This window comes from Pseudoalteromonas sp. (assembly GCF_041613455.1).
Taxonomy (GTDB): domain Bacteria; phylum Pseudomonadota; class Gammaproteobacteria; order Enterobacterales; family Alteromonadaceae; genus Pseudoalteromonas.
On record NZ_JBFJHD010000049.1, the window covers coordinates 1 to 18,369 of the forward strand.

Annotated in this window: 14 protein-coding genes; 7 read left to right on the forward strand and 7 right to left on the reverse strand. The window is 44.4% G+C overall.

Annotated elements, in window-relative coordinates:
- The 4 genes from ABYB02_RS07010 to ABYB02_RS07025 all read right to left on the reverse strand — a co-directional run.
- A partial coding sequence (locus ABYB02_RS07010; protein WP_372761752.1) for a TonB-dependent receptor plug domain-containing protein occupies positions 1-1,326 on the reverse strand: 1,326 nt, incomplete at its 3' end.
- Between the two features lie 71 nt (positions 1,327-1,397).
- Positions 1,398-2,807: a YfcC family protein gene (locus ABYB02_RS07015; RefSeq protein ID WP_372761753.1), complete on the reverse strand. Its 1,410-nt coding sequence runs from the start codon at positions 2,805-2,807 to the stop codon at positions 1,398-1,400.
- A 39-nt stretch (positions 2,808-2,846) separates the two neighbouring features.
- Positions 2,847-3,977, reverse strand: a complete 1,131-nt coding sequence (locus ABYB02_RS07020) for an NAD/NADP octopine/nopaline dehydrogenase family protein (RefSeq protein WP_372761754.1) — start codon at positions 3,975-3,977, stop codon at positions 2,847-2,849.
- Positions 3,978-4,200: 223 nt separating this feature from the next.
- On the reverse strand, positions 4,201-5,109 hold the full coding sequence (locus tag ABYB02_RS07025) for a LysR substrate-binding domain-containing protein (protein WP_372761755.1): 909 nt from the start codon (positions 5,107-5,109) through the stop codon (positions 4,201-4,203).
- A gap of 564 nt (positions 5,110-5,673) precedes the next feature.
- Here ABYB02_RS07025 and rapA point away from each other — a divergent pair.
- From rapA to ABYB02_RS07040, 3 genes are all read left to right on the forward strand, one after another.
- Positions 5,674-8,568: an RNA polymerase-associated protein RapA gene (gene rapA / locus ABYB02_RS07030; RefSeq protein WP_372761756.1), complete on the forward strand. Its 2,895-nt coding sequence runs from the start codon at positions 5,674-5,676 to the stop codon at positions 8,566-8,568.
- Between the two features lie 167 nt (positions 8,569-8,735).
- On the forward strand, positions 8,736-9,389 hold the full coding sequence (rluA, locus tag ABYB02_RS07035) for a bifunctional tRNA pseudouridine(32) synthase/23S rRNA pseudouridine(746) synthase RluA (protein WP_372761757.1): 654 nt from the start codon (positions 8,736-8,738) through the stop codon (positions 9,387-9,389).
- 93 nt (positions 9,390-9,482) lie between these two features.
- On the forward strand, positions 9,483-10,454 hold the full coding sequence (locus ABYB02_RS07040) for a DUF3530 family protein (RefSeq protein WP_372761765.1): 972 nt from the start codon (positions 9,483-9,485) through the stop codon (positions 10,452-10,454).
- Here the strand turns inward: ABYB02_RS07040 and djlA are convergent.
- From djlA to ABYB02_RS07055, 3 genes are read right to left on the reverse strand one after another with little or no spacing between them, the layout of a single operon-like run.
- Entirely contained in the window at positions 10,437-11,297 is an 861-nt protein-coding gene (gene djlA / locus ABYB02_RS07045; RefSeq protein WP_372761758.1) for a co-chaperone DjlA, read from the reverse strand. The two genes, ABYB02_RS07040 and djlA, sit on opposite strands and share 18 nt — an antisense overlap.
- A gap of 14 nt (positions 11,298-11,311) precedes the next feature.
- Positions 11,312-11,968 (reverse strand): N-acetylmuramate alpha-1-phosphate uridylyltransferase MurU, encoded by a 657-nt coding sequence (gene murU / locus ABYB02_RS07050; protein ID WP_372761759.1) that lies wholly within the window; start codon positions 11,966-11,968, stop codon positions 11,312-11,314.
- Positions 11,965-12,978: an aminoglycoside phosphotransferase family protein gene (locus tag ABYB02_RS07055; protein WP_372761760.1), complete on the reverse strand. Its 1,014-nt coding sequence runs from the start codon at positions 12,976-12,978 to the stop codon at positions 11,965-11,967. The genes murU and ABYB02_RS07055 overlap by 4 nt, the downstream gene beginning before the upstream one ends.
- A 92-nt stretch (positions 12,979-13,070) precedes the next feature.
- Between ABYB02_RS07055 and lptD the strand changes: the two genes are divergently transcribed.
- The 4 genes from lptD to rsmA all read left to right on the forward strand — a co-directional run.
- Entirely contained in the window at positions 13,071-15,317 is a 2,247-nt protein-coding gene (lptD, locus tag ABYB02_RS07060) for an LPS assembly protein LptD (RefSeq protein ID WP_372761761.1), read from the forward strand.
- 88 nt (positions 15,318-15,405) lie between these two features.
- Entirely contained in the window at positions 15,406-16,701 is a 1,296-nt protein-coding gene (gene surA, locus ABYB02_RS07065) for a peptidylprolyl isomerase SurA (RefSeq protein WP_372761762.1), read from the forward strand.
- A gap of 2 nt (positions 16,702-16,703) precedes the next feature.
- The gene (pdxA, locus tag ABYB02_RS07070) at positions 16,704-17,696 is read left to right on the forward strand and encodes a 4-hydroxythreonine-4-phosphate dehydrogenase PdxA (protein ID WP_372761763.1); all 993 of its coding nucleotides are present in this window, start codon (positions 16,704-16,706) and stop codon (positions 17,694-17,696) included.
- On the forward strand, positions 17,693-18,369 hold a 677-nt coding region (gene rsmA, locus ABYB02_RS07075; RefSeq protein WP_372761764.1), incomplete at its 3' end, for a 16S rRNA (adenine(1518)-N(6)/adenine(1519)-N(6))-dimethyltransferase RsmA. The genes pdxA and rsmA, both read left to right, overlap by 4 nt.

The window sequence follows — 18,369 nt, forward strand, 5'->3', positions numbered from 1 at the left end:
GAGTTGGTTTGCGCCCCAGTTATCAACGGCATATTGATCAAAACCCGGTGTAAATTCACGGCTATCTTCCGTTTTTTCAAACTTATTATAGTAACCACCTACAATCCAGGTTAGTGGCGAGTCAGCGGTGGAAACTAAGCGAATTTCTTGAGTGATATTGGTTGCATCATCCACTTCACGAGTAAAGGCTGAAAAGCTCGGAAACTCTTCATAACCGTAATCTAAACGGATCAATAAGTCGGTTTGATCTCGTTGACCAACCGCATCAAACGCTGAATACCCCGTTGCGGAGGTTAACTCAGCAAAACCTAAGTCTAAGGTCATTTCTAAACTAATTAAGCTGTCTTCTTTTTCTCTAGGTTCGTCGTAACGATAGCCTGATTCATACTTACCGAGTACGCCAGATAAAGGGTTGCTAGCACTTAAACTATTGTCATGTACGATAGAACGACCACCCACGTCTTGTTTTTGATAAAAATAAGACAAGGTGGCATCAAAGCTGTCTGTTGGCTGCCAGCGTAGCATCACTTTGGCGGTGATTGTTTGCTCGTCGTTCGCGTCTTTTAACTGTTTTAAGTTAGCATTAACCGCTTTTGTATTAGACCAATCGGGATCAGGTAACGACACGCCACTTTCACGCACCACATAATTGTAATCTACATAACCTGGTTCGTTTAAATAATTAACAGCAAAGCGCACCGCAAGTTCATCATCAATAATAGGAGCGTTGAACACAAACCCCGCTTCAGCGCCGGTATCGTCACTGGCTGATAACGCGAAAATATCGCCATAAACTGAGCCCGACGTCTCATCTAACACAGGCTGGTTTGGTAAGTAGCGAATAGCGCCACCCAGAGTGCCCGCGCCATATAAAGTCCCTTGTGGACCAATTAGCACCTCAACGCGCTTAACATCGATTAGCTTCATATCCACTACCAGTGGAATTTCACCTATATAGGTGGCAACGGTGCCGCCGTCAGATGCGGGACCTGCTGAGTTTGTGTTTAACCCCCGTACAATAATGGGTGAGCCTTCACGACCACCTTGATCAGCAATACTTAATCCCGGCACCCACCGTGCTACGTCAGAAAGCTGGCTAATGTTTTGATCTTTCATCACATCACCGTCTAGTGCGGTAATGTTAAGTGGCGCTTCTTGCACCGTTGATGCGCGGCGCGAAGCGGAAATTTGAATACGTTCGATACCCGTTGCTGCAGCTTGCTGAGCGGCCTCTGCTGCATAACTATAGCTAGGTATAGTCAGTACAGCGGCTACCGCCATACAGGTAGCTGACATTCTAAATAACTGCGAATTATTTACCTTCATGTTATCTCTCCTGATTGATATTTCTGGCGCTATGCCATTTTTTTTAGTGTTATATAGGTTGTTTCGATCGATTAACTTAACAGTACGCCGATGCTTAACATCGCCATGACCAGCAATACAATCATTGCTAATAGAGGTAAAATAAATTTAAGCCAATGGCTATATGAAACGCGCCCTATAGCGAGCCCCCCCATAACAATCGCTGATGTAGGAGTCACTAAGTTAGGTAAGCCAGATGCCGCTTGATAAGCGGTAACAACCAGCTCTCGGGGTACATTAGAAAAATCAGCTAGCGGTGCCATAACCGGCATTGATAACACAGCCAAACCAGAGGACGATGGAATTAACAACGATAAAAAAGACTCAACCCAGTAAATGGTGTTAATAAACACAATGGGGGAAAGATCACTTAAAAAACCTTCTGCATAATGTAAAAAGGTATGCGTAATATTACCTTCGTCCATCACCACAACTAAACCACGGGCTAAGGCAATAATAAATGCCACGCCTAATAGCTCACGGGCGCCTTCAACAAACGTTGCTGTTATTGTTTGCTCTGTCATGCGAGCCATCACCCCCACGACTAAAGTGGCAGCAATAAAAAGTGCGGAAATTTCAGCCATCCACCAATCAAGGTATGACACGCCAATAACCATCGCGATAAAGGTAAGAAGTAAAACGCTTAACACGAGCTTTTGCTGAAAGGATAAAGCCATATTGTTACTAGCGGCTGAGTTATGTAAAAAGTACTTTTTGTCGTCATCTTGCTGCGCGGCTACGATAGAGTGTGCAGGATTGCTTTTTACTTTTTGCGCATATTTCATTACGTAAACAACGCATAATAACCAAGCAAGCACTAATATAGCGATTCTTAACCCCAGCCCATCGGTAAAGCTTACCTCGGCCGCATTAGAGGCAATAATCGTAGCAAATGGATTGATAGTTGAACCCAACGCGCCAATACCAGCACCAATCATCACCACAGCAACACCGGTTATACTGTCGTAACCGGCAGCAATCATAACGGGGATCACTAAGGTGTAAAAAGGCAACGTTTCTTCGGCCATGCCAATTAACGTACCGCCTAAGGCAAACAACCCCATTAATGTTGGGATCAGCCAAATTTCACGCCCTTGCAGTTTTACCGTAATTTGATAAATGGCACTATCAATGCTTTTGGTGTGATTAACCACACCAAAAAAGCCACCAATAATTAACACAAACAAGGCCACATCGATGGCACGAGACTGATTACTCTCAGGGTCGTAAAAACCTTTTATCGGCGCTAATAAAACGTCTTTTAAACCTTGTGGGCTACTTTCAACTTGATGGTACGTACCTGAAACCGGCACCAACTTACCTAGTAATGCATTGTTGGCCATCTCATATTGACCAGCAGGTACTACCCATGTCAGCGCCGCTATTAACACAGTGAGTAAAAACAATATGGTGTAGACGGAAGGGAGTTTAAATTTCAGCATGTTGATGAGCACCTAATTTATTATTATTTATAGAGATTATTAACTAATTTTCGCGAGAATTTCAGCGCTCGTCATATCACCCAAGCCCATTTTTTCTAGGGTGCGGCCGCTAGTAAAGTAGTCATCATCGTTAAGCGCACTGGTTAAATGCAATACAGAGTCAACAATAGGCACTGGAATATTTAATAACTGCGCAAATTGCGAACAAGGCACTAATAAATAAGGCGCATCTTCGATAATATAACGACTACGCGACGAATCAGGGGCACTATTAACACTGCCATGCGTCGCCGATGTTTTATTTAACTCATAAACACTTTTCGCGCTCATATCGTACAGCTCATTCATTGCTTGCAGCTCTGACTTTAATGCTAATCCTAACGCACCACCAACCGCTAAACGCTCTTCATCCATTTTCGCACACGCTCTGGCCGTGGCTGGCGAGCAACAATCTGTATAGTAATTAAATTTACCGGGGTAATTTTCCAGTAATCCGATATTGAGCAAGGTCATTAGCGGGTGGCCACCAAAATTAATATTTTCTAAACCGGCGGCAATCACATTTGGTAGTGGCGTTAAAGTTAATGGAAAAATCTCTTGCAGCTTTGCAATACTTTCTTCAGTTCGAGAGGCCGGCAGTGCAGCCATAGGTAAAAACGCTTTAATACCAAAGATGGCTATTTCAGCATTACCGGTGATTCGTGTTGCCCAAGGAATCGAAATAGCATCAACAAAAGTGAGCTGTAATGATTGGTAACCCATTTCATCTTTGATTTGATTTAGCGCCAAAGAGCCATAGTTACCCGGCATTAAAACAAGGGTTTGATTGTCTTGTAAATATGGCAACATTTCTTTGAATAATGGCACTTGTGCAAATGAAGGCACAGGTAAAATTAAAATATCGGAATACGCAACGGCTTGTTTAATGTCGGTAGTCAGGCAGTCTATGTATTCAAACCCACCATGTTGTAAATTTATACCTTGGTGTTGTGTCAACGATGTGATGCCACCGTTAGCCGCAATAGCATGAATTTGCTCATCAAAGCCTGCAGAGCCATATAAAGCAACTTTACATCCGTGTTGAGTAAAATGAAAAGCGGCGGTTAAACCTGCATTACCGGCGCCAAAGACTGCTACTTTTCGACCTACTTGTGTTTTATTTATGCTCACAACATTACATCCTAACGAAGAGATTTAAGCTTATTAATCAATAAACTGTAATCAGCAGGAGTAATGTTGTCTAATGCCAGTAGCAGCAGCACCTATGCCTAAATGTTATAGCTAATGTTACAAAAAACAATAAACAACCTAAAAACAGCAGGTAACGATGTTAACGGTTGTTAAAAGCAATAACACGGTATAATGATATTGATATGCTTTAAGTGGGTATTCGCTATCGTGTGCGCCTTAATTCGATACCCGCGCTGTTAGCTTCTTGAAAAAATAATTCAATGAACTGATCAATAATTTCAGATTTAGCTCTTAATGCTGGGAGTAAAATAAAAAACCTAAAAGGGATTGCTGGGGTAAATTTTTTAGTAATAATGCCCGTGCCAGTATCGCTGGAATACTTTGCCGAAAATGGATCAACAATAGCCGAGCCGACTCCTTCAGATACTAAACTGGCTATCGCTATTGCTAATGACACTTCTGCAACGTCATTGCGTTTCACTTTTGCTTTTTTAAACACTTTATCAACTTGGCGCTGAGTATGATCTTTTTCACAACTGATCATTGCATAGCCCTCAAGGTCATGCGGACTAATGCTCTCAAGTGCCGCAAGCGGACTATTATGCGGTAAAATACACACGCAATCGCACTCCACTTTTATACTCGTCACCCCCGTGGTAATTTCAGGCAATAAGGCAAAGCCTATATCGCATGATTGCAATGCCGTGCGCCGAAGCACTTCTTCTGAGCGGTAAGTTTTAAGTGATGAGTGTAGGTTATGCCTACTACTTAGAAACTTACCTAACAACTTTGGTAAAAAGTTGCTAGATAACATCGGGAAAGCAGCAATATATAGGCTACCATAACTGCTGTTTTTAATATCGGCAGCACTTTCTGACAACGATTCTAACGCGCTGTAGGCTTTCGATACTTCAATATAAAAGGCCTTGCCTTTATCGGTTGGTAACAAACGCCCTTTCACGCGCTGAAAAAGTTTAAAGCCAATATTATGTTCTAAGCTTGAAAGTAAGCGACTTACAGCTGGCTGGGTAATGTGAATATAGTCAGCGGCAGCGGTGACTGTGCCTAATTCATATACTGCTTTAAATGCGTTAAGCTGTTGAAACTGCATTGCTAATAATCCATTAAATAATAAAACATTGTTAGGGTCTGCTGACAGTAGAATAACGCAGGAGCAGTTATCAAGCCCACTAGGTTACACACCTCGCGCCGCGATTGAATGGCCGCTAGTTTGAACAAATATTAATCCGCAAAGGCCAACAGAGCCTAATATTGCAAAATAACAATTACAATAGCAACTAAACCTTGCCTGTTATACTCGCTGTGCTTGAAATGCTGCAAAACGAGGTAAGGCTACTGTCGCTATGCTGTATTTGTTATTGTTTAAGTCAATGAGTAGCGAATGCTACCCCGTTCTCGACAATAACCCTACAACTATAAGCGTTATCTACTGCAATACGGTTATAGCACATACCGAGCGACGCCTCTTTTGGAGCCGGCAAACTTTTTGCAACTAATATCCCCCTTTAGCCCCCAAAAATAGCACTTTGCAGCCATGTTTTAAGGTGCAAAGTTAAAACTGCTATAATTAATTAAAAGTCAGGCTAATAGCGCCTTGCGATGGGGTTGGCTAACAGGTAACATAGCCGCCTTTTTCTTCATAGACGAGACATATATGAATTTTTCCTTAGGTCAGCGTTGGATCAGTGATACAGAGTCAGATTTAGGATTAGGCACCGTGGTTGCCATTGAAGGCCGTCAGGTCAGCATTTTATTTCCTGCCAGCGGTGAAAACCGTGTTTACTCTTCGGCAGAAGCACCGGTTACCCGCGTGTCGTTTAATCTTGGTGATGTAATCAAAAGCGTTGAAGAGTGGGAATTAGAAGTTGAGTCTATTGAAGTCCAAGGCGAGCTACTTTGCTACCACGGCACTCGCCTTGATACTGGTGAAGCCGCTAAATTAAAAGAAACCTTTTTAGATCATTTTATTAAGTTTAATAAACCACAAGATCGCTTATTTGCGGGGCAAATCGATCGCTTTGATCGCTATACGTTACGCTACCAAACCTGGTTACATAAATTTGAGCGTGAACAGTCGCCTATTAAAGGCTTGATTGGTCAACGTGCCAACCTTATTCCACACCAGCTTTATATTGCCCAAGAAGTAGGGAAACGTTTTGCACCGCGTGTATTACTTTCTGACGAAGTGGGCTTAGGTAAAACCATTGAAGCGGGCATGATTTTACATCAGCAAATTATTAGTGGCCGTGCTAGCCGCGTGCTGATCGTGGTGCCCGAAAACCTGCAACACCAGTGGTTAGTAGAAATGCTGCGTCGCTTTAACTTACGCTTTGCTATTTTTGATGAAGACCGCTGCAACGAAGCATTTGCCGACTCACCTAACGTATTTGATACCGAGCAATTGGTGCTGACTAGCCTTGAATTCTTAACCAAGAAAAAACGCTGGTTTGAACAAGCCACCCTAGCCGATTGGGATTTACTGGTTATTGATGAAGCGCATCACCTGAGCATCAATAATGGTAAACCGAGCACTGAATATCAGCGTATGGCAGAGCTAAGCCAAGATATTCCTGGGCTTATTTTACTCACCGCGACGCCCGATCAATTAGGGCATAGCAGTCACTTTGCACGTTTGCAGTTGCTTGACCCCGATCGTTTTTACGATTACGAGGTGTTTAAAGAAGAAGAAGCGAACTACAAAGAGGTTGCCGAAGCCGCTAACCAGTTATTGCAACAACAAGCGCTAGACGATAACGCCAAAGCCACGTTGATTGAGCTGTTAAAAGAAACCGATATTAGCGACACGCTTGCGCTGGCACAACAAGGTGACATCGCGGCGCGCAAAGAAATTTTAAACATGCTACTGGATCGTCACGGCACCGGGCGGATTTTGTTCCGTAATAGCCGCAGCGGCATTGATGGCTACCCAAGTCGTAAATTACACGCCTACCCAATGCCATTGCCTAAACAATATAAAACCGCGATGACGGTACTAGGCAACATGAGCGGCATTCAAAGCGCCGAATTAAGTGCTCAGCGCGCACTCTTTCCAGAAAAAATATTTCAAGAGTTTGAAGGCGAAAGCACCAGCTGGGGGGCGTTCGATCCGCGCGTAGACTGGCTGATCGACACACTTAAAACCTTAAAACGCGAAAAAGTGCTGCTGATTTGTGCGAAAGCCGAAACCGCCATTAGCCTAGAGCAAATATTACGTGAACGCGAAGCAATTAAAGCTTCAGTGTTCCACGAAGGTATGTCGATTATTGAACGCGACCGTGCTGCGGCATTTTTTGCCGACGAATACGACAACGCACAAATATTATTGTGTTCTGAAATTGGCTCAGAAGGACGCAACTTTCAGTTTTCACATCATTTAGTGTTATTTGATTTACCGCTCAACCCTGACTTGCTTGAGCAACGTATTGGTCGTTTGGACCGTATTGGTCAAACCCAAGACGTGAATATTCACGTGCCATACTTTGCCGATACCGCCCAAGAAGTGTTACTGCGTTGGTATAACGAAGGCTTAGATGCATTTGAAACAACCTCATCAACGGGGCAGATGCTGTATAAAGAGTTCCGTGACGAGTTACTAGAGTTTATCGCCGCACATAATTGCGATGAAGACGAACTTGAGCCCCTGCTTGAGCAAGTAGCCCAGCAAAATGCGGTACTGCGTAAACAAATGGAAAATGGTCGCGACCGACTACTTGAACTGCACTCATCAGGCCAAGGGGCTGCGGATTCATTAGTGAGCGAAATTGAAAAACTAGATAATCAATTTGAGTTACCTAGCTTTATGATCAATGTGTTCGACACCTTTGGTGTAAGCCAAGAAGATAAAGGCGAAAATACCATTATCTTAAAGCCGACCGAGCATATGTTAAACGCTTCTTTCCCCAGCTTAAAAGAAGATGGCATGACGGTCACCTTTGACCGTGATACCGCGCTGTCGCAAGAAGATGTGCACTTTATCAGTTGGGATCACCCTATGGTGCAAGGCACTATGGATATGATCTGTGACGACGACTTTGGCAGCGCCTCGGTGGCCTTGTTGAAAAACAAAAAATTACCTCCGGGTACGTTTTTCGTCGAGCTTATTTTTGTTGCCGAAGCGATGGCACCTAAAGTATTGCAAGTGGGCCGCTTTTTACCGCCGACACCAATTCGTATTTTGCTTGATAAAGCGGGCAATAACTTGGGTGATAATGTCGCCTTTGACGGCTTTAACCAGCAGCTTTCGGCGGTGGGTCGCCAAACAGCCAGCAAACTTGCCGGTGCCCTGCAAAGCGCTATTCATCCAATGATCACCAATGCCAAAGACATGGCACAAGAAAAGCTTGAAGCGATTCGTGCGGCGTCATTAGCTAAAATGCAAACGTCATTAAACGAAGAGCAACAACGATTAGTAGCGTTAAAACAAATTAACCCTAATATTCGCCAAGAAGAAATCACTTTCTTTGATAAGCAACGCAACGAGCTAACCACGCACATCGAAAAAGCGCAGTTAAAACTTGATGCCATTCGCTTAATTGTGGTGTCGCACTAAGTGCTTTAGCAAGCAGTAAAAAGCGCGGTATGACTACCGCGCTTTTTTGTAAGCAACTCGCTGGCTGTCATTCGCGGATACTTTACCTGTGCCAGCAGCACCTTTTTGCTTGAGCCTGGTGGCTCAGTCCACTAAAATGGCGCTGTTAAAAATTATTAAGGTCGGCCGTGTTAGTTAACTACAATCCCCCCATGAATCCGTATTTAACCATTCTGTATCAGGATGATGACTTGCTGATTGTCAATAAGCCCAGCGAGCTGTTAACGGTACCAGGCAAAGATCCCAAACATGCCGATAGTTTAATTAACCGCGTTAACCGTGTTTTTCCTAGCGCAAAAATAGTGCACCGCTTAGATATGGCAACCTCGGGTATACTGTGTCTGGCAATGAATAAAGCCGCGCATCGCCATGTCAGCATGCAATTTCAGGAACGCGAAACCGCGAAGCGCTATATTGCGCGCGTTTATGGGCAGCTTGATGCCCACAGCGGCTCGGTAGATTTACCGCTTATTTGTGATTGGCCTAATCGCCCCAAACAAATGGTCGATCACGAAAACGGCAAACCCTCCCTAACACACTTTAAAGTGCTAGCGCGTGAAGCGCATGCCACTCGGGTTGAGCTCACCCCCATAACTGGGCGCTCGCATCAACTGCGAGTGCACATGCTTAGCCTAGGCCACCCGATTTTAGGTGATAGATTATACGCCCATACAGCGGCACTGGCTGCAGCGCCACGCTTGCAATTACATGCACAAATGTTGCAGTTAACCCACCCAAGCACAGAGCAACTGATGACTTTTGAGGCTGAGCCCGAGTTTTAACACCAGCTATTAATACTAAAAAAGGCGTTGGTAACACTAAACTTTTCTGCTACAACGCCGATAACTAATGACTATTCTTTGAGTGAGTTGATTATGTTATTGGCGCAATATTTAACGGTTATTAAACGCACTGTATTGCTAAGCGGGGCGTTATTTATAGCTATGCAACTCAGCGCCACTGAACATATTGCTCCTCCACCTCATTCCAGCATTGAAAACAGCGACCTGCAACACTGGTTAGCAGACTCTGAAATAAAACCTATATTAGCCGGTGAAAGTGAATTTTTAACGCTATACAGCGAATATATGAGTGCTGACTTTAGAGGTATCGCGATCCTGATCCCCGATTGGCAATCGGCACCGACTAACAACGCGGGAATGGGCTTTTTACGCAAAGAGTTAAATAATTTAGGCTACACCACCTACGCCATGACCGTGCCGAATATTGACTGGCAAGCGAGTCAGAGCACAGCCACAGACGACAATTTAGTCGCAAAAAACCCTTCTGCGGCGCAAGTTTTAGCTAATAATGACACGAATGAAACAACTAAACACGAAGCGGCGGCTATAGAAACCAGCGCTAGCAACAGTGCCAACATACACCCAGTTACTGCTATCGCAAAGGTAACCGATGCGGTACTGAATGACTATAAAGCCAATTTAATCGCCCGTTTTAAGGCGCTTTATCAAGCGGCGATGGCAACGCCGACCAATATCGTGGTGATTGCACAAGGCACCAGTGCGGGGGTGATGCTAGAGCATTATGCTGATTTTCCTGAGCAGCACATTGCGGCGTTTATTAGCTTAAGTAGCTACTTACCCAATGCCAAGCGTAATGCAGCGCTTAGTCAAACCACCTCATTAGTCCCCCCTGCGCTACTGGATATTTACTACGCACACGACAATAACGAAATATTAATGAGCCTTGATAGCCGTCAGCGCTGGGTTAATCGCAACGCCAAATTTGACTATCGTCAACGCCAATTGTTTGGCCAGCAAAACCAGCCCGACCAACATGCGCGACTCAGTAAAGAAATAGACGGCTTTTTACGCCGCCTTTTTTAAATACTCATAGGCGGCTTGAATATCTTGGCTCTTTTTAACCGCCAATTCCATCATGTGTTTGGGCAAGCCTTGCGATACCAGTTTATCGGGGTGGTGCTGCGCCATCAGTTTGCGATACGCAAGTTTAATCTCTCTGGCCGATGCGCCATCGTTTAGCCCTAATAACGCCAATGCTTGCGCTCGGTTCATACTATTATCGGGTGGCACATGATGCCCTGATCCTTGGCGATAACTGCCACTGCTGCCTTGTTGCTGTTGTCTATAGCGCTGTTGCTGTTGGCGAAAGTTAAACTCGGCTTGATAGCGTTTTAACACAAAGGCAAAGTGCGCTTTTGACACCCCTAATTGCTTACTCACTTCTTGTAGTAAACGTTTTTCTTGATCTGCAAGTACCCCGTCGGAAAACGCCATTTGTATTTGAATTTCTAAAAACAGCTGTAACAAATCGTAGCGCTTAGCAAAGCGCTCTTTGAAATCTTGCACCGTTTCTTTTAATGAAAAGTCACTGTCTTTACCCGACTGAAACGCGTGTTGTGCTTCGCGACGCTCCTGGCCTGTTAAGCCCATTTCATCCATAAACAAGGTGGCCGCTTTTATATGGATTTCGCTGACTCTGCCGTTCGATTTAGCAATATGCCCCATCACCGCAAAACAACTAGAGAAAAACAAAGCTTGTCGCTCGTTAACATCGTCACCTTTAAATAGGTTTGCAAAGCCACCGGCTTGGTCAAAATCTTTTTTTAAGCTCTTATCAAACAAATGGCCAAGGTAAAGCCCCAGTAAGGCACCAAATATTTTGCCAAACATAAAACCAAAACAAAAACCGAGTATTTTTCCCCACATCTAACGCACTACCTTCATTTAAGTTGTTGTTGGTTAAGCGTTGCTAACCGTTGTGGTGTACCTACATCATCCCACTGCCCAATATAGAGTTCGGTTGAGACTAAATGTTCATTTAATTTTTCCCGCAATATAGGCCCAAGCGGGCGCACCCCTGCACTCAAGCCAGCAAAAAAATCCGCGTGGTAACGACCAATCCCCGAAAAAGTGTACTTTGGGCTGTCGCTGCCTAAGTGGCTTAGTGTAAAGTCGCCGGTTAAATTATGCGGCGGGTTTTCAACCAACACAATATGCGCTTCTCCGGGCTGTAAATGTAATTGCGTTAACGCACTCACATCGTAATCGGTAAATACATCACCATTGATCACGATAAATGATTCACCCAATAACGGCAGGGCTTGAATAATGCCACCCGCGGTTTCCAAGCCCCCAGCCACCTCTTGGCTATAGGTTATATTTACTCCCCACTGACTGCCATCGTTAAAGTAATGCTTAATTTTATCGCCCTGCCATGCAAGGTTAATCACCATCTCGCTAATGCCGGCACGCTTTAAATTATTAATATGATGTTCTATCAGCGGCTTTCCCGCGACTTGCAGCATAGGTTTAGGCATAGTTGCTGTCAGCGGCATCATGCGTTTACCGCGTCCCGCGGCTAAAATCATCGCTTTCATTGTGCCTCCTGTGCTAGGCGAGCCTCGACCCTAGGCTTAATGCTGGTATCAACCCATTGCCCCAGTGCAGCGAGCTCTGGGTACTGTGCCGCCACGGCAATTATGTATTCAAGAGTCGGAATAATATTCGCTAAATAACCCGCCTTGCCATCGCGTAAATACAATCGGCAAAAAATGCCAGCGGCTTTTAAGTGACGCTGCATTCCGGTTAAGTCAAACCAAGATTTAAACTCAGCAAACGTCGTGTTGCTCAGTAGCCCTTGCTGGCTAAATTGCTCATAACCATACACCAGCAACTGCTTAAGCTCGGGATCGGGTAATTTAAAGTAGCAATCACGTAATAGCGATACTAGGTCGTAGCATAATGGTCCACGCACCGCATCTTGGTAATCAATAATGGCCCATTGTTGCTCGCAACGCATAATATTGCGACTATGGAAATCACGGTGCATGGTCACTGTGGGCTGCGCTAGCATGGCATCGATTAACATAGCACAACTTGCTTGCCACATAGTGCGCTGCTGAGCGGCTGCGGGTGCCTGTAAATCAACCCCAATAAAGTCATGCACTAACCATTGCTTGAATAGCTCCAGCTCTTGTGCAATAAACGCCCTATCATATGCTTGCATTGCAGGCGCCGCTGGTGTTTTCGCCCACTGAGCGCTTAAACTTATCAGTTGTTGGTAGTAGTGAGTACGATTTTCATCTTCGAGCAAATCGGCTAAGTGGGTACTGCCTAAATCACTAAGCACAAAAAAACCGTGTTGCTCATCGCTAAGGATAATTTTTGGCAGCAAAAACCCCTGCGCAGTAAACACTTCATTCAACGCTATATAAGGGTGGTTATTGATTTTTTGTGGATCTGAATCCATCACAATAAAGTGGCCACTGGCACAGTTTAAACGATAATAACGACGAAAGCTGGCGTCGGCGGTGATCGCGGCCAAGCGCGGTGACTGCTCACTAAAGTGAGTATTTATAAAGAGTTGTAAATGTTCAAAGCGTGTCATTTTATAAGCTATCTTTTTTTCACTAATTACTTTGCCGTTATTTTGCTTTATTATGTCTGCTTGAAATTAATCATTGAGCATAAGGTCGATAAATGAGCAAAACCTGGGGCATATTGATGCTAAGCGTACTAAGCGCACCATCGCTTGCCGAAACTGAACTGACACACAAGCTTTGTGGCACTTCAATGCAAACCAGAGCTTGGCAACCGCTTCCAGGCCTGAAGCTAGGTATGGTTGATATTCGCGCTGACGACGTAGAACTGCTAGGCATTCAAAGCGCTGAATTTACTGGCAATGTTGATATTAACACCGTTAATATGAGTTTGTCCGCAGAAACTGCACTAATCGATAAACAGCGTGGTTTGCTTAATGCAACCGGCCCCATTAGCTACCGTGACCATGTTAGCCAAGTTAACAGCACCGGCCTCAATGCCGATTTAAATAACTCAGCAATTAGCTTATTAGGTGCGCAATATAGCCTAACACAACAACTAGGCAAAGGGGGCGCTGAAAAACTTACCGTTGACGAGTCTGGCCTATTGCTGATGAATGCAAGCTTTACTGCGTGCCCTGGGGATACCCCAGTGTGGGCTATCGAAGCCGACGAAATAAACCTGTCGCGCGATGAAGGCTGGGGTGAAACCTACCATGCCGTGCTGCGCATACTCGATACCCCGGTGCTGTATTTGCCGTATTTTACGTTTCCGCTTGATGATCGCCGTAAATCGGGGTTACTCACACCGAGTTTTTCCAGTTCAGATCGTTACGGGTTAGAAACCATTACCCCCTATTACTGGAATATTGCCCCTAACTACGATGCCACAATTACCCCGCGATACATGTCGCGCAAAGGGTTGCAATTACAAACCGAATTTAGGTATTTAACCGACAGTCATCAAGGTTTAGTTGGCATAGAATATTTAAATAAAGATGATTCTGAGCCCGCGCTTGGCGATCGTTATATGTTCCATTGGCAGCAAAAAAGTTATTTTGCTGCCAACTGGCGCGCGAATGTAGATATTAATAATGTCAGTGATGACAACTACCTAACAGATTTAAATTCTAATTACGCCAGTAAAACCGACACCCAATTATACCGTACCGGGGCACTCACCCATATGGGTGACACCTGGCGCACCGATATAAAAATCCAAAATTTTGAAGTACTGGGCGATCACTTAGAATCGTATACCGCTTTGCCACAAATTAGCTTTACGCAAACGGCGCCGTGGCAATATGATTATTTTGACTTCAGTGTCTCGGGCGAAATTAGCCACTTTACGAATAGCTCAGCAGTGATTGACCAGGCCACCCGTGTGCACATCGAGCCTAAAGCGCGCTTTGACTATAAACAACATGCTTGGTCGTTTTTATCTGAAGTCAGCGTATTACAAACTAACTATAAGCAACATGGCGACTTAGCGGGCACACAATACCGCGAGAGCGTATCGCGTACCTTGCCAAAAGTACGTTTGTATACGCAGTTAAACTTTGAACGCGAGACCTCTATTTTTATTGACGAGGGCATTCAAACGTTAGAGCCACAACTGCAATATTTATACACGCCAAATAAAGACCAGTCTGATATTGGCTTATTTGACACCACTAAATTACAAGATGACTTTTTTGGTTTATTTCGCGATGCGCGCTTCTCAAGCGTTGACCGCATTGCCGCGGCTAATCAATTTACCTTAGGGGCAACCACACGGTTATTTGACAAAAAACACCAAGAAATATTCAACTTTAGCGCCGGACAAATTTTTTATCTCAGCGATTCGGCCAAGCCAACCGAGCAAGGGTTAAACACCGACACCAATTACAATGCCTTGTTTGCAGCACAAACCATGGTACATTGGCATCGTCGTTGGTATTTGTCGGCGGGCATCCAATACGACACCGATGGCAAGCAAGTTATTCAATCTAATGTCACCTTAGATTACAAAGGTGATGATAATGAGCTGATACAATTGAACCATCGCTATGCAAATGATGTCTCAGGAAATACAATTGAACAAACGGGCCTGTTTACCAGTATTCCGGTAAGCGATGAATGGCAGTTTATTGCCAGCTATCATCGCGATTTAGAGAATAACCGCAGTATCGAAGTGTTAAGCGGGCTGCAGTATGAATCGTGCTGTTGGGCGTTTCAAATTACTGGCCATCGCCAAATTGTTACTGACTTAAATCAGGCAATAGGGCAACAGCAAGCCACTTTTGATTCAAGTATTCGCTTGAATTTTGTATTAAAGGGGCTCGGTAGTAAAAGCCGTTATGATGCACAAAAATTATTACAACAAGGTATTTTTGGCTATCGTAGACCGTATTTTCTTAATGACTAGGACACCTTTTTTATTAGTGAGTTAACTATAAAAGCACCCTGTTTCCTAGGATTACAACAATACTATTAGTAAGAGTAGTAAAAAGAATATGAATTTAAAAAAATTATTAACATCAGCAGTTCTCAGTCTTAGTTTATGCCACAGTGCATTGGCCGCCCCCGTTGAAATCGATAAAGTTATCGGCATAGTCAACCAAGGCGTTATTTTGAAAAGCGAAGTAGACACTATAGTCAACCGCGTTAAGCAGCAAGCTGAAGAGCAAAATCAGCAGCTACCTAAAGACGAAACACTCCGTGTGCAAGCCATTGAGCGTTTAGTTAATCAAACGCTGATGATGCAAATGGCTGAACGTATGGGCCTTGAAATTTCCGACAGCCAACTAGATCAAACTCTTGCCAATATGGCCAAAGAGCAAGGCGGCAGTATTGCCGACTTACGTCGCACCATTGAAGCGGCAGGCGAAAGCTTTCAGGCATACCGTGAAGAAATTCGTAAAGAAATTACCACGCAACAAGTGATGCGCGCCAATGTCGATCGTCGTGTTTACGTAAGCCAGCAAGAAGTGGATAACTTACTAAAAATAATGGAAAGCCAAGGGCAAAATGCAGAAGAGTACGACATTGGCCATATCTTAATTGATATTCCTAGTAACGCTACGCCTGATGAAATTGCCGCTGCAAAAACACGTGCCGACAAAGTCATTGAATTACTAAATGATAACCAAGAGTTTAAACGCATTGCGATTTCATCTTCAAGTGGCTCAAAAGCGCTTGAAGGGGGTCAACTAGGGTGGATGGGCATTAACGAAATGCCTTCGTTGTTTGCCGAAGCAGTAAAAGGTAAAAAGCAAGGCACCGTTATTGGTCCACTGCGCTCAGGCGCTGGTTTTCACATTATAAAAGTACAAGATGTGCGTGGTCGTCAAGTGGTAGAAACCACCGAAACGCGCTCACGCCATATCTTAATTAAGCCGTCAATTATTTTAAGCGAAGAAAAAGCGCGCAATATGCTCGCGGGCTTTGTTAAAGACCTACGCGCCGGTAAAGCCGACTTTGCAGCATTAGCTAAAGAATATTCAGAAGACCCAGGTTCGGCGCTAAAAGGCGGTGAATACGATTGGGCAGATCCAACAAGCTACGTTCCGGCGTTTAGAGACACCTTGCTGTCGCTGGATAAAAATGAAATCAGCGAACCATTTAGAAGCCAATTCGGCTGGCACATAGTGCAGTTATTAGACAAGCGCGTTGCCGATAAAACAGAGCTTGCGAAACGCAATCGCGCTCATGGCATGCTGTTTAATCGTAAATTTAAAGAAGAAAGCTTTAACTGGCAGCAAGAAATGCGCGAACAAGCCCATGTTAAAATTTTCCCAATAGACGAGTAATTATGACTTTACGTATCGCAATTACGCCCGGAGAGCCTGCGGGTATTGGCCCTGATTTACTGTTAAAACTGGCACAGCAAGCATGGGATGCCCAGCTTGTGGTGCTAGCAGACGGCGCGTTGCTTCAGCAGCGCGCCCAGCAGTTAGGCTTAACGATTAAGCTGCTTGAGTTTGATCAACATGCTCCAGCAACTCCCGCCCCTGCTGGCAGCCTTTATCTACAGCAAATCGACTTAGCCGAGCCCGTAGAGCTTGGCGTGCTGAACGATGCTAATGGCCAATATGTATTAGATACCCTGCGCATTGCCTGCGAAAAGAATATGGACGGTACCTTTGATGCTGTGGTTACCGGCCCTGTGCATAAAGGGATTATTAACAAGGCTGGCATTTCCTTTAGTGGCCACACTGAGTATTTTGCGCAGCAGTCAGGTACTGCTGATGTAGTAATGATGCTGGCGACCAAAGGGTTACGTGTGGCGTTAGTGACCACTCACATTCCACTTGCTTATGTGTCACGTGCTATTACCGAAGAGCGGCTGACAAAAGTGGCGAGTATTTTAAACCACGATTTACAAACTAAATTTGGCATCGAACAGCCCCGCATCTTAGTGTGTGGTTTAAACCCGCATGCAGGGGAAGATGGCCATTTAGGTCGTGAGGAAATCGACACCATTATTCCCACTCTTGAAACTCTCAATAACCAAGGGATGAACCTGATTGGTCCATTGCCTGCCGATACCCTTTTTCAAGATAAATACTTAAATGAAGCCGATGCCGTGCTTGCTATGTATCACGATCAGGGATTACCTGTGCTAAAATACAAAGGATTTGGTAACTCGGTGAATATTACTTTAGGGTTACCTTTTATTCGCACTTCAGTCGATCACGGTACAGCGCTAGATTTAGCCGGTACTGGTAGCGCTGATGTTGGCAGTTTTGAATTAGCGATCCGCGAAGCAATTAAGCTCGCCCATGAAAAAGCACAGAATCAATGACCGATAAAGTACATTTAGGACACCGCGCCCGTAAACGTTTTGGACAAAACTTTTTATTTGATGACATGATCATCGGTAAAATAGTCAGCGCGATTGATCCGCAGCCAGAAGATAACTTAGTAGAAATAGGCCCAGGCCTTGGCGCTATTACTGAGCCGGTAGCCGATTTAAGCGGCCACTTAACGGTTGTTGAGCTCGATAAAGACCTAGCACAGCGTTTAATTGAACACCCTTTTTTAGGGCCTAAATTAACCGTAAACCAAGGCGATGCAATGACCTTTGACTTTGCTAGCCTAGTTAACGACGACAAAAAGTTAAAAGTATTTGGTAATTTACCGTATAACATTTCAACACCATTACTGTTTCACCTGTTTGAATTTGCAGACCATATTGAGCACATGCACTTTATGCTGCAAAAAGAAGTGGTAAAACGTATGGTTGCAGGCCCAGGTAGTAAAACCTTTGGCCGCTTAAGCGTCATGACGCAGTACTATTGTAATGCGATGCCAGTGATTGAAGTGCCCCCTGAGTGCTTTAAACCCGCACCTAAGGTAGACTCAGCAGTGATCCGCTTGATCCCTAAAAAGCCGGAGCAACGCACTGCAAAAAGTGTAAAAATATTAAACAATGTGTGTTTAGAAGCGTTTAACCAACGTCGTAAAACATTACGTAA

What these genes read in the sequence shown, in the direction of transcription:
- ABYB02_RS07025 (WP_372761755.1), bottom strand. Translation starts at nt 5,109, where the DNA reads ATGCAGTTTCAACAGCTTAACGCATTTAAAGCAGTATATGAATTAGGC.
- ABYB02_RS07055 (WP_372761760.1), bottom strand. Translation starts at nt 12,978, where the DNA reads ATGACACGCTTTGAACATTTACAACTCTTTATAAATACTCACTTTAGT.
- murU (WP_372761759.1), bottom strand. Translation starts at nt 11,968, where the DNA reads ATGAAAGCGATGATTTTAGCCGCGGGACGCGGTAAACGCATGATGCCG.
- djlA (WP_372761758.1), bottom strand. Translation starts at nt 11,297, where the DNA reads ATGTGGGGAAAAATACTCGGTTTTTGTTTTGGTTTTATGTTTGGCAAA.
- lptD (WP_372761761.1), top strand. Translation starts at nt 13,071, where the DNA reads ATGAGCAAAACCTGGGGCATATTGATGCTAAGCGTACTAAGCGCACCA.
- rapA (WP_372761756.1), top strand. Translation starts at nt 5,674, where the DNA reads ATGAATTTTTCCTTAGGTCAGCGTTGGATCAGTGATACAGAGTCAGAT.
- pdxA (WP_372761763.1), top strand. Translation starts at nt 16,704, where the DNA reads ATGACTTTACGTATCGCAATTACGCCCGGAGAGCCTGCGGGTATTGGC.
- surA (WP_372761762.1), top strand. Translation starts at nt 15,406, where the DNA reads ATGAATTTAAAAAAATTATTAACATCAGCAGTTCTCAGTCTTAGTTTA.
- ABYB02_RS07040 (WP_372761765.1), top strand. Translation starts at nt 9,483, where the DNA reads ATGTTATTGGCGCAATATTTAACGGTTATTAAACGCACTGTATTGCTA.
- ABYB02_RS07015 (WP_372761753.1), bottom strand. Translation starts at nt 2,807, where the DNA reads ATGCTGAAATTTAAACTCCCTTCCGTCTACACCATATTGTTTTTACTC.